Origin of the sequence: Chryseobacterium sp. JUb7, assembly GCF_024806495.1 — a bacterium.
Taxonomy (GTDB): domain Bacteria; phylum Bacteroidota; class Bacteroidia; order Flavobacteriales; family Weeksellaceae; genus Chryseobacterium.
Map to the genome: position 1 here is coordinate 21217 of NZ_JANUFF010000020.1, position 11845 is coordinate 33061.

Below are 11845 nucleotides of genomic sequence, written 5' to 3' on the forward strand. Positions count from 1 at the left end.
CGGATGGAATGCTGTCTCAGGCATTTATCAATCAGATTCATGGTTCTGCGAGTGGCAGAAACTGGTATAATACAGGGTCCGGCTTTACCAATGATGCAGGAGGTTCAATGGATTATGATGGGAATACTATCAAATGGGGGAATGGCACGACAAGACGTCTTTTAATGGAGGTTGGTGTAGACTGGGGCAAGGGTGTTGGTGGTGCTGAAGATGGTCCGCATTACAATGTTCCTGAAGTGATGATTAGGGGAAAAGGAGGTAGAAAAAACTGGAACAGTGCTGAGAATTTAGAAACGAATAGCTTTACGATGTATAGCAAATTTACAGGAGCATTAGGAGAAGTAACTCTTAATATGAACCGTTCTCTTCTGTATTATGCTATAGAACATACAAAAGTGGGACAGTCTGTATCTGCAGCAGAAAATTTTCTGTTTCTGGAGTTACCGGGATCATTTGCAGGAGGAGAGCTTTTAGCTGCAGGATGGAGAGCCATGAATCTTACCAAATACATCTGCGGACCAATGGGAAGGGTGACGAATGGTCTTCTTAAAATCTGTTTTACAGAAGGTACTTTAATTACTACAGAAAAAGGTAATAAAAAGATTGAAGATATAAAAGAAGGAGACTTGGTATGGAGCTACAACGAACAGACAGGCAAAAAAGAACTGAAAAAAGTTGTAGCATTATCCAGAAATACCTCTTCTTCATTAGTGAAAATTTCTCTTAACGGCACAGAAATTACCTGTACTCCGGAGCACCCATTCTACGTAAACGGAAACTGGATAGAAGCCAAAGATCTTACCAGAGGAATGCTTTTAACCACTTTAGATGGAACAGCATCTCCTGTAAAATCTATTAATTTCTTGGATGAAAAGGTAAAAGTCTATAACTTTGAAGTAGAAGATAACCATAATTATTATGTTTCTGAGAAAGGGATTTTGGTACATAATAATTGTGAGTGGGCAAGTGCTATTAAAAATACATTAGGAAATAAGGCATCAAGTTTTACAAGTCATATTTCTGAGCATTTTTACTTAGGAAAATTCCATATTAACCCAGAAGGAAGACCAATATCTCAGATGTTCAAAAAAGGTCTATCATATACGGATGTATTAGAAGAGGCAGCTTTACGTATTGGTAGAGGTGAAGGTACATTTGGAACTTCTGCAAAAGGAGCAAACCAAATAATATTGGATTTTGGAAGGCTAATAAATGAATCAGGAACTACAACTCAAGTTAGAATATGGATGGATGAAACTGCAACAAGAATTGGAAGTGTACATCCCTATCTTTTTAAATAAAAACTTTAAACTAAATGAAATTAGATATAAATAAGGAACTTTTTGGTTTTCAACCATATGAATTTTCAAGCTTTTTGCGAGGGCATTCTTTAGCAAGGGGTTATAAGTATAGAGATAAATTAATATGTGATATATTAATTTATGAAGAGGAAGGTCATTATTATAATTATGAAGATGAAAATGTTAATTTTTATAGTCCAACAGAAATTAATGAAAACGGAACTTTCTTTTTTGAAATAAAAAAGAAATTCTTATTAACAGAAAATGAAGCTTTTTATTTTTATACAAATTTTCAAATTGATATAGAGGAATTAGAAATTATTATGATTGAAGCTATTTCAAAAAAGAGCAAAAATACTTTCTATTGGACTTATTGTACTTTGGATTATTTGGTTCAAACAACAAATAAAAGATTAGAAGATGTATATGTTCAATATTATCCTACCACGATTGCCTTTGTTTTAAATAGATTTCTACTTCTAAAAGAAATTACAAAAAATGATGTGATTGATAAGATCCAATCTTTAAAAACAGAAGAAGATATAATTTCTGGATTTTATAAATAATAATAAAAAGAGCTATTCTTTAATAGAATAGCTCTTTATTATAATTTTGAAGTTGAAGGCAACCATAATTATTATGTTTCTGAGAAAGGGATTTTGGTGCATAATAATTGTGAATATACAAAAGAATTTATACAAGGATTTTATGTAAGAGGTATGACTTCAATAGAAAATGGAGTTTATACAAGAACAATACAAGGATTAGCAAATTATGAAGGTAAAAGTCTGTTTAATCTTGTTAGAGCTTTTGAAGTACAAGCACAAAAAGCAGGCGTAGATAAAATTGTCATTAAAGGTATTGATATTGTTGAAACTCGATTAATGAATCAAAGAGGTGCAGAAATATTAGGTTATACATATCAAGAACTTAGTAAAAATAGTATAGAACTAGTGACATTTTTAAAATGATAAAAAATATAAATATTATTAAATCCAAATTTAAAAGAATTAAAAAGAATATCTTAAAAACAGACTTGTATGAAAATTTGGATAAAGATTTACAATATAAAATAAACAATAATATTTTATTCTTAGAAAATGAAACTCCTATTTTAAGTTATTTTGCCTCAGAAGATAATTATTGGTTGTTAACAGATATTAGAATTATTACAGATAATTTCATTATTTCTCTTGATGAGATTGAAATAGTTAATATTCCTGAAATTTTTGATGAAGGAAGAGGAAATTCCGAATGTGATAGTCTAGAAATTGTTAAAAAGGATACACATATTTTTATTTTAAGACTAGAGAAATTAACATGGCATATCATTTTCAATATTCTTACCTATGTTATAAGACATTAAACTTATAGGTTATCTCTTTTTGAGATAACCTATTTTAAATAACTTTGAGGTTGAAGGTAATCGGATACTGTTATTTGGGGAAAAGTTTTACATTAATTTTTTATGAACACAAAAGAATTTAAAGATAAAGCGCTTGAAATTAGTCATAAGTGCGTGGATAAACAACCAAAAGACTGGGTAACTTTTAATGATAAAATAAATATCAAATTATTAGATGACGGTTATGAATCTAAATTTGTATCACTAAAAAAAGATGAATTACCTATTCTGGTCTGTAATTTAAGTGACTCATATTTGTTAATAACAACTGAAAGAGTTGTTTCAATAATAGATAACAAATATGATGAAGTTTACTCTAATGATTTTGAAGGATTATGTAATGATTATGAAAAATTTAATTATAAAAAAGATAATGATCAACATCCTAAGACAAATTTTATATGTGTAGAAAGAACAGATAAAACAAAATTATTAGCAATAATAGATTCTTATTATCCTGCATTTTTTTGTAAAATGTTAATTTGTAATATATTGTTATATAAAAAAGAGGGGAAATGGTTTTTAAATCCAGATAATAAAAATTAAATTTTTATAAAATGAATTCAAAATAGATTGATAGTTTTGTCAATCTATTTTGAATTATAAGGTTAAAGATACTCTTGATTTGACTGCGACTTTAATAAAATAAATTATGATAGAATTAGATTTAAATTCAGCTATAAATATATTATCATTAGAAGAATATTCTAAAATGACAGTTGAAGAACGCAAGAATATGGTTGAAGAGGAAGGATTTGAAGAAGAAGAATTATTTGAGTATATAAGAGATCGGTATTCTGGAATAAAATTATCATATATAGAAGAGAAAATCAGAAATTTCTATCAATTGTCTATAAATGTTAGTGGTGCCCCAAAAGAATTATTTACATGTTTTTGTTGCAATTACAAAACAATTCTTGAAAGAGGAAATTATCAAATTTGTAAAGTATGTTTTTGGGAAGATGACGGAGGAAATGATCTGTCCAAATATAGTCATGTAAACCATATGACATTAAATGAGGCAAAAAATAACTTTAAAATAAAAGGAGCTATTTTAGAAAGATTCTTGGAATATGTAGACAAAGAAGGTAAATTGAAATATTATAAAAATACCTCTACAAGTTAAATCATAAAGGAGGCCGGATAAAAGTTCGGTCTCTTTTAATTTTAATAAACGGAAACTGGATAGAAGCCAAAGACCTTACCAAAGGAATGCTTTTAACCACTTTGGACGGAACAACTTCTCCTGTAGAATCTATTAATTTCTTGGATGAAAAGGTAAAAGTCTATAACTTTGAAGTAGAAGGCAACCATAATTATTATGTTTCTGAGAAAGGGATTTTGGTACATAATGATTGCTTAGACTGGCTTAGTAAGGCAAGAAGTTTCAGTGTAATCAAAAGTGGTTGCGAAGTTGTAGCAGATAGAGCTGTAAAAAGCTTAGGACAAGGAGCAGAATATTTACAAATAACTCCAAGATTAGGTTTTGAATTAGGAGAAGTTCAAGGACAATATTCAGGTTGGAGATGGCACGTTGCAGCTATTAAGGATGGGAGAGTTTTTGATAGATTAACAGGAAAAGCTGGAATGCTCGTAGAAGATTATATAAAACTTTTTGAAAATCATTCTTTTATCAGTTTCGAACAAACTGCGGTAAGAACAATTAAATAGACATAATGCAATCAAAAATTTTAGAATTAATTAGACATATTAAGTCAAGGCCGAAAATGTTTTTTTGGTCCGATGATAACTTAAATACATACATTATTTATTTTCAAGGTTTTTTTTGCAACATTTATCTTGAACATAATATTGATATAGAGAGAGAATTATCAAAATGGTATCAAGAAAGAGTAACATTTAAAGCTCCCAATATGGTATGGTTTGCACAATTCAAGCATATTAATGAAAGTTTAGAGCAAAAAGAACAAATTGAAAAGTTCTTAAATACATTAATAGAATTTTTTGAAAGTTATGATTTGAAAAATTATTCATTAAAATAGAATATAAAAGGAGTGGTTTATCTGCTCCTTTTTAAAGTCTTTAACTTTGAGGTAGAAGACAACAATAATTATTATGTTTCTGAGAAAGGGATTTTGGTGCATAATAATTGCGAGTGGCCATTTGGAAAAGTAACTGCTAAAGTCCTACAGAATGCAAGTTGTGATGCAGATGCATTAGCTATCCAAAAAGTGGTTGGAGGAGATATTATGACGGTTTCGAACCCTATGACTGTTAATGGGAGAGCATTAGGTTTAGGCCCCGTTAAGTATGGAGAGGAAACTATTGGAAAATGGTTTTACCATAAGGCAGTCAGAGTTGGTGATACAGTATTTGATAGATTAACAGGGCCTTCGGGAATGCACATTAACGATTACAAAAAATTATTTGAATACGCTGATGATTTAATATTTAAATAAAATGGAAAATAAAGAAAATAATTTATATACTAATTTTGAATATCTTTTTGATTTATTAGAGAAAAGACCTCTTTACTTTGTAACTGATAATAGTTATAATACTATATCAGTTTTTGTTCAAGGTTATTTTTATTCATTAGGAACATATATACAAGATGAAATTAATTATCGTTTATCTGTATGGATTAATCAAAAAGGTAAAAATACAGCATTAATTTGGACAGCTTATATCTTAGAAATCGAGTCTAACGATGATGACGAAATAGCAAAAAAAAAATTGTTTATTAAAATAAGAGAGTTTTTTAATGACCCAGAAATTGATCTAAAACAAAAGTTAGAATCAATAATTATTCCTTTAAATAACTAAGTTATTAAATATATATTCCTTTACTATTTCAGTAGAAGAATATTTTATAGAAAGTAAAAGTCTACAACTTTGAAGTAGAAGGCAACCATAATTATTATGTTTCTGAGAAAGGGATTTTGATGCATAATACTTGTTTGGATTGGTTAAGTAAAGCAAGAAGTTTAAGCGTAAGAAATGGCTGTGAAGTGGTTGTAGACAGAGCTGTAGGAGCATTAGGAAAAGGAGCTGAATATTTACAAATAATACCTAGGTTTTGAAACCAATTGGGTAACGTAATGGGAGAAAACTCCGGCTGGAGTTGGCATGTTGCAGCAACCAAAAATGGAATGGTCTATGATAGATTAACTGGCTCTGCAGGAATGGCCATGGAAAAATACATACAGCTATTTGAATATAATTCAGATCTAATGTTTGAAATTGTTTCAAAAAGAACAGTAAAATAAAATAAATGGAAACTAAAATTATAGAATTAATACATAACATTAAAAGGAGACCAGGTATGGTTTTTTTCGACGGAGCAAATGCTGTTTTAAAAGACTATATCCATTTTTTTGAAGGTGCTTTTTTTACAGTTTAGAATTCGCTCTTAATATAAATTTTGAAAGAGAAATCTCAAAATGGTATCAGGATAAAGTAACATTTAGAGCACCTAATATGAATTGGTTTGCACAGTTTGATTATATTAATGAGAAATTATCTAAGGAAGAAAAAGTTGCAAAATTATTAGATACTTTAGAGGATTTTTTTTTAAATTATGACTATACACGAAATATTACCATACATTGAGAAAAGACCTTTAATGTATTTAAAAACAAAAGATATTTATCTTTTAGATTCATTTATAGGAGGATATTTATCTTGTCAGCAATTTTATAATAATATATATATTGAGAGAATTAGAAAATTGGCCATATAAATGGTTTGGATTTTGGAAAGAATATGGAGAAGATTATAATAATTTTCCAACAATAACTTCTTTTATAAATAATGAAATTAATAGTAACTATCAAAAGGTTGCATTGTTGAATTATTTAAAAAATGGGCATATAGTTGCCTCTACAAGCAGATCTGCTTTTCAAAATCCTTTTACATCAATCATAGAATCAGGAGAAATTTCTATTCGTACCGATGGAAAGTGGATTTGGTTGGATAATATTTGTGAATTTATTGAGCATAATGATTTGGTACTTCCATCTAATTTCTATGAAGACATTAAGAAAAATAATTTTATAATTTCTAAAAATGATTTATTCAATTTAGACCATTTAGAGTGTCCTAATATTTAAAATAAAAAGAGAATTGTTTAAAAAAATAGCGTTGAATTTCAATGCTATTTTTTTAAGAGCTTTAGTAGCCGTAGAAAAAGGCAACAAAAAGATTGAAGATATTAAGAGCCTGTTTAAAATTCTTTCTAATATTTTTATTATATTGATTTTCAATACATATTAATTCTAGTCTTCGACAGGCTCAGACTGACAAACCTAATACTAAATGTATGATTTAACGGTGTCAGATTGAGCTTGTCGAAATCTTAGATATTTTTTGAACTAAATTTAGACATGCTCTTAGATAAAACCCTTCTTAAAAACAATAAATATAATACACATAAAATTTAAACAGGCTCTAAAGAAGGCGATCTGGTATGGAGCTACAATGAAAAAACAGACAAAAAAGAACTGAAAAAAGTAGTAGCATTATCCAGAAATACCTCTTCTTCATTAGTGAAAATTTCTGTTAACGGCACAGAAATTACCTGTACTCCGGAGCACCCTTTCTACGTAAACGGAAACTGGATAGAAGCCAAAGACCTTATCAGAGGAATGCTTTTAACCACTTTGGACGGAACAACTTCTCCTGTAGAATCTATTAATTTCTTGGATGAAAAGGTAAAAGTCTATAACTTTGAGGTTGAAGACAACCATAATTACTATGTTTCTGAGAAAGGGATTTTGGTGCATAATAATTGTGAAAGATTTTTAGGTTTAACAGATGACTTATATGCGGAAGGGCAATATTTTGTGTATTCAAAAAACTATATTTCTGGAAATACATATACAAAGTCTATTTCATTATTAGCTAAAGCACAAGAATCAACGGACCTTAATTTATTACTAAAAACAATGTTTAATGAAGCAAAAAGTCATGGAGCAACAATGCTTGAACTAAGAGGAAAAGATATAATGAATAATAAATTATTTAATGAAACTGTTGCTCGAAGATTAGGTTTCACTTTTGAAAAATTAAGTGAATCATCAATAAGACTTACAGCCCCAATTCCCTAAATACAATGAAAATATCAACTTTAGAAGCAAAATTCAGAAGGAGTAAACTCGACCTGAATTATACTGAATTATGGAAGACTTTAAATATTTCCAAACAAAATATTATTTTGCAAAGTATTAATTTATCGATAACGGAAAAACCTATTATTACATCTTTTGTAAATGATTTTGAATGGTGGCTAATAACAGATAAAACAATTTATAATTATAATAATAACTTAGATATAATACTTTTAAGTAATATTTCAAAAATTGAAATGTTTAAAAATATTAAAACTCTTAATGAAAGCTGTTTAAATATTTATTACAATGAAAAAATATTACCATTAAAACTTGAAGGAAAATCATGGATAATAATAATAGAAATGCTAAAACATTTAACACATTTAAATATTTCTATTGAGAAGAATTTAGATCAATATTAAAATAAATTATTCCTTTACTTTTTTTTTGCAGGAATTTTTCCAATCTTTTAAAAGCCTATGAAGTAGAATATAATTAAAATTAAAGGAGGAAACCAAACTAAATGCTTTAAGATTAACTCAATAGAAAAGTAATATACCAAGCGTCCAGAGAAATCCAGACGCTTTTTTAGTTAATACGGTTATGTTGTAGATTTTTTTTACCTTTTTTACTTTTTCATGTAACAATTATTCAGACTGAGGTGTCTTATAATGGAAAACAAATAATTAATGAAGAAGTTATTTTCGCCAATTGCCTTACTGGCGGGTCTCCTGGCATTTGCTCAGGAAAAAAATGATACCATAAAACAAGAAAAAGAAATTGCTGCGGTTACGTTGACAGCCAGAAAACCAACGGTAGAGTCCAAAGTGGACCGAACTGTTTTTAATGTTGCCAACAGCTCGATCGTCGCAGGAAATACAACCTGGGATGTACTGAGAATGACTCCGTTGGTAAGCATTGATAATAACGATGCCATAAAGGCGGAAGGAGAATCCGTAACGGTTTATATCAACGATAGAAAATCTGTTTTTACAGGAAAAGAATTAAAGGAATATCTTGCCACGATTCCTGCCGATAATCTACTGAAAATAGAAGTGATCACAAGTCCGTCTTCGCGGTATGAAAGTGCAGGATCTGTCATTAATATTGTTCTTAAAAAGCGCGATGATGAAGGGCTGAAGGGAAGTGCTACATTTAATAACAGACAGAACCGGAAGAATTCTCAGTATACCAACCTGAACCTTAATTATCATAAAGAAAAATTTACCCAGACGGTAATCGGAAGTTATAGTGACAATACTTATGTTCAGCAAAATTCTATCTTCAACACCTTATATGAGAATAATAAAATTACACAGATAGAGAGCGAAAGTATTTATAAAAATCAGAGTCCGTCTCTTTCTTCAACTTCCGAATATGAATTGAATGAAAAAAATAATATAGGACTTATTCTTGAATACTATCAGAGTAATACATCGTCGTCGTCTGATGCAAGCGGAGCCAATTTTATGAATAATGCTTTTGAAGATTCATACGTTCAGACTCAAAATTCAAAGGGACTAAACCGAACGCTGGGAACCAATTTTTTTTATAAATATTACGATAAAGAGAAAAATAAAATTTTAGATATTAACATCGGGACCAATTACGATTCTCAGAAAGATAACAGTCTTTTTATAAAAGATATCAGTACAGAGCCTGTAGCGGATGAATTGGGAATTAACTCCAATAATCAGATGCGGAACTATTACCTGAAAGTAGATTACACTCAGCCTTTAGGAAAATCCGGGGCTACATTTGAAGTCGGAGGAAAAATGGATTTTAACAATAACGTTATTCCCAACGATTTGTACGGAAATCATTTGGATAGCGACCTTCGGATGAATGACATTTTCCATTACAGGGATAATATCAATTCACTGTATGCCAACTACAGCAGGACCTTTTTCAAAAAACTGGAAACCAGAATCGGACTTCGCTATGAACATATTGATTTTAAAGTACGTCAGGATGTTGCCGGAACCTACAGAAAAGATTCTTACGGAACTTTTTTGCCTAATTTATTGTTAAAGTATTCTTTTTCTGATAAATATGATCTTAGTGTAACTTATAACCGTAATATCTGGCGACCTTGGTATTCGGAATTTAATCCGTTTCTTATTCCCAATAACGATGGGATCTATACCCGTGGAAATATGGATCTGGAACCCAATCCAAGTGACAGGGTAGTAATGAAATTAGGAGTTTTTAAGAAGTATTTCCTTTCTGCAAGGTATATGTTTACAAAACAGGATTATTGGACAACCTATGATTATGAAAACAATAAAACGATTTCTTATCCGGGTAATTTCCCTGGAAAAGTAGAAAAATACTATCTTTTTGCAAGTACGAACCAGACTTTTCTTAAAAATAAACTGAGCGTTAATGTAGGTTTCGGATGGTATTATATTGACAACAGTGATTTTAATACCAAAAACGGACTCAATAAAGAAGATGGTTCAGGCCCTAGAAACTATATCAGCTATTGGGGCGGATCTACCAATCTTTCATACACGAATCTTTTTAATAAAAACATTAATCTGAGTGCGTGGGTTGAACTTTCGAATCAGAATAACGGAAATTCTTTAGCAAACAGAACCAATGTCTTTCATAATATTTCGGTAACCAAAATTTTCCCGAAAACACAGATGGAAGCCAGCGTACAGCTGATGAATATTTTCCAGAGACCTAATTTTGATGCAACTACCTTCAGTTCGACAGGTACTTTCAGAAACTCTTCACAATCTGACTGGTATGGAGTTTCTCTTACCCTAGTAAAACGTTTTGGAAATCAGAAAGTAAAAGGAAATACGAAAATCGATGTTGAAAAAAATGGCGGCGGAGGTAAGTAGCCATTTGCTTTTTTAATAAAATGAAGACATGCCTGTTTTGTGCATGTCTTTTTTTTGAATTAGCTAAACCATAACTATAAGACAACTTAGTGCTCATAAAAATCCTTACAAATAGATTAACAGCAACCTTCAGCCTTTCTCTTCCAGCTTCCAGCCACATGATGATGAGATAACTGAATCATCATTGATGGAGCTCTCCCTGAACTCCAAAATGAATAAAGTCTTCTAAAACATGAATAACAGGGTAGGGAACTTTCTGTTCTTTTATTTCCTGGTATTATAGTTTTTAAATATTGATGATAGTATCATTTGATACTATCATAGATTGATTTTTAAATTTCAGAAATACTTTTACTAAATATTTTGTTTTAATTTGTCAGCGTGATTTAATAACTATGAAGAAATTTTTGATAACTATACTTTTATTTTCCAGTTTGTGTGCTTATGCTCAGATACAATATGTTTTGAATGAGAATTTAATTAAAAGTACATTTGATTCAATACAGATTTATAAAAATAAAAATGAAAAACTAGTTTTAGCTAATGTAATCCATCATCGTAAAAATGAAAATGACTTTCTATTTTGTAATTACGAAAAACCTAAGGATGATTTACATGCAAAATTATTATATGCTATCTTAAATTATAATGATAGCTATAAATTAATAAAAGAAAAAGAATTTTTAACTGGTGTTGTTATCAGAAATAACAAGCTTAAAGATACCATCTTCAGCAGGGTTGCAGAATATATTTATAGAATAAATACTATTTCGAAAAATTATTATAATTCTGAAAGTAAACTTCAGAATAAAGTATTTCAAATCAATGATGAAAAAGGGCGAAAAAAAGAGATTATTAATATATTTTATTCAAATAATGATATTGTTGTTAATGATATAAAAAAATATGATTGGCTTCTCAATGGAAATGGCTACAATTATGAATCTGAACAATTTACTTTTCCACGGCAAAAATTCGTTGGAACTTATTTATTAGATGAGCAAGGCAATATTTTATCTATGAAAGGGAGTTTACAAATTGAAGGAGAAAAGGATGCAGAAATAGTTGATTTATATAACTTACCCAAACAACAAAAAGAACTTGATGAAAAAGGGAATGTTGTGAAAATATTTGAAATAAAAGACGGAAATAAAAAATTAATAGAAGAGAGAAAATTTTTTTATACTCATAAATAAAAAATGCCCGAATAAAATC

At 29.6% G+C, this 11845-nt stretch carries 16 protein-coding genes and 2 pseudogenes; all 18 read left to right on the forward strand.

Annotated elements, in window-relative coordinates; translation table 11 throughout:
• The first annotated feature begins 521 nt into the window (after nucleotides 1-521).
• Nucleotides 522-1301, forward strand: a complete 780-nt coding sequence (locus M2373_RS21835; RefSeq protein WP_259113548.1) for a Hint domain-containing protein — start codon at nucleotides 522-524, stop codon at nucleotides 1299-1301.
• A gap of 14 nt (nucleotides 1302-1315) precedes the next feature.
• Complete coding sequence (locus tag M2373_RS21840) at nucleotides 1316-1867, forward strand: hypothetical protein (protein WP_259113508.1); 552 nt, start codon at nucleotides 1316-1318, stop codon at nucleotides 1865-1867.
• 27 nt (nucleotides 1868-1894) lie between these two features.
• A pseudogene (locus M2373_RS22615) lies at nucleotides 1895-1969 on the forward strand (hypothetical protein); the annotation flags it as partial.
• 51 nt (nucleotides 1970-2020) lie between these two features.
• A complete protein-coding gene (locus tag M2373_RS21845) occupies nucleotides 2021-2272 on the forward strand; it encodes a hypothetical protein (RefSeq protein ID WP_259113510.1) in 252 nt (83 codons plus the stop codon).
• Complete coding sequence (locus M2373_RS21850; protein WP_259113511.1) at nucleotides 2269-2667, forward strand: hypothetical protein; 399 nt, start codon at nucleotides 2269-2271, stop codon at nucleotides 2665-2667. Before M2373_RS21845 ends, M2373_RS21850 begins: the two co-directional genes overlap by 4 nt.
• Before the next feature lie 102 nt (nucleotides 2668-2769).
• Complete coding sequence (locus tag M2373_RS21855) at nucleotides 2770-3252, forward strand: hypothetical protein (protein ID WP_259113513.1); 483 nt, start codon at nucleotides 2770-2772, stop codon at nucleotides 3250-3252.
• Nucleotides 3253-3358: 106 nt separating this feature from the next.
• On the forward strand, nucleotides 3359-3832 hold the full coding sequence (locus M2373_RS21860; RefSeq protein WP_259113515.1) for a CPCC family cysteine-rich protein: 474 nt from the start codon (nucleotides 3359-3361) through the stop codon (nucleotides 3830-3832).
• A 44-nt stretch (nucleotides 3833-3876) separates the two neighbouring features.
• The gene (locus tag M2373_RS21865; protein WP_259113549.1) at nucleotides 3877-4377 is read left to right on the forward strand and encodes a Hint domain-containing protein; all 501 of its coding nucleotides are present in this window, start codon (nucleotides 3877-3879) and stop codon (nucleotides 4375-4377) included.
• A gap of 5 nt (nucleotides 4378-4382) precedes the next feature.
• Nucleotides 4383-4709, forward strand: a complete 327-nt coding sequence (locus tag M2373_RS21870) for a hypothetical protein (RefSeq protein WP_259113516.1) — start codon at nucleotides 4383-4385, stop codon at nucleotides 4707-4709.
• A gap of 12 nt (nucleotides 4710-4721) precedes the next feature.
• A complete protein-coding gene (locus tag M2373_RS21875) occupies nucleotides 4722-5126 on the forward strand; it encodes a hypothetical protein (protein WP_259113518.1) in 405 nt (134 codons plus the stop codon).
• A 1-nt stretch (nucleotide 5127) separates the two neighbouring features.
• Nucleotides 5128-5493 (forward strand): hypothetical protein, encoded by a 366-nt coding sequence (locus M2373_RS21880; protein WP_259113520.1) that lies wholly within the window; start codon nucleotides 5128-5130, stop codon nucleotides 5491-5493.
• 65 nt (nucleotides 5494-5558) lie between these two features.
• Nucleotides 5559-5750: pseudogene (locus tag M2373_RS21885) on the forward strand (hypothetical protein); the annotation flags it as partial.
• Between the two features lie 18 nt (nucleotides 5751-5768).
• A complete protein-coding gene (locus M2373_RS21890; RefSeq protein WP_259113521.1) occupies nucleotides 5769-5936 on the forward strand; it encodes a hypothetical protein in 168 nt (55 codons plus the stop codon).
• Nucleotides 5937-6380: 444 nt separating this feature from the next.
• Nucleotides 6381-6779 (forward strand): hypothetical protein, encoded by a 399-nt coding sequence (locus M2373_RS21895; RefSeq protein ID WP_259113523.1) that lies wholly within the window; start codon nucleotides 6381-6383, stop codon nucleotides 6777-6779.
• Nucleotides 6780-7130: 351 nt separating this feature from the next.
• The gene (locus tag M2373_RS21900; RefSeq protein ID WP_259113550.1) at nucleotides 7131-7775 is read left to right on the forward strand and encodes a Hint domain-containing protein; all 645 of its coding nucleotides are present in this window, start codon (nucleotides 7131-7133) and stop codon (nucleotides 7773-7775) included.
• A 5-nt stretch (nucleotides 7776-7780) separates the two neighbouring features.
• A complete protein-coding gene (locus tag M2373_RS21905; protein ID WP_259113525.1) occupies nucleotides 7781-8200 on the forward strand; it encodes a hypothetical protein in 420 nt (139 codons plus the stop codon).
• 267 nt (nucleotides 8201-8467) lie between these two features.
• Nucleotides 8468-10630, forward strand: coding sequence for an outer membrane beta-barrel family protein (locus M2373_RS21910; RefSeq protein ID WP_259113526.1), 2163 nt, complete (start codon nucleotides 8468-8470; stop codon nucleotides 10628-10630).
• A gap of 395 nt (nucleotides 10631-11025) precedes the next feature.
• Entirely contained in the window at nucleotides 11026-11826 is an 801-nt protein-coding gene (locus tag M2373_RS21915; RefSeq protein WP_259113527.1) for a hypothetical protein, read from the forward strand.
• Nucleotides 11827-11845: the final 19 nt, after the last annotated feature.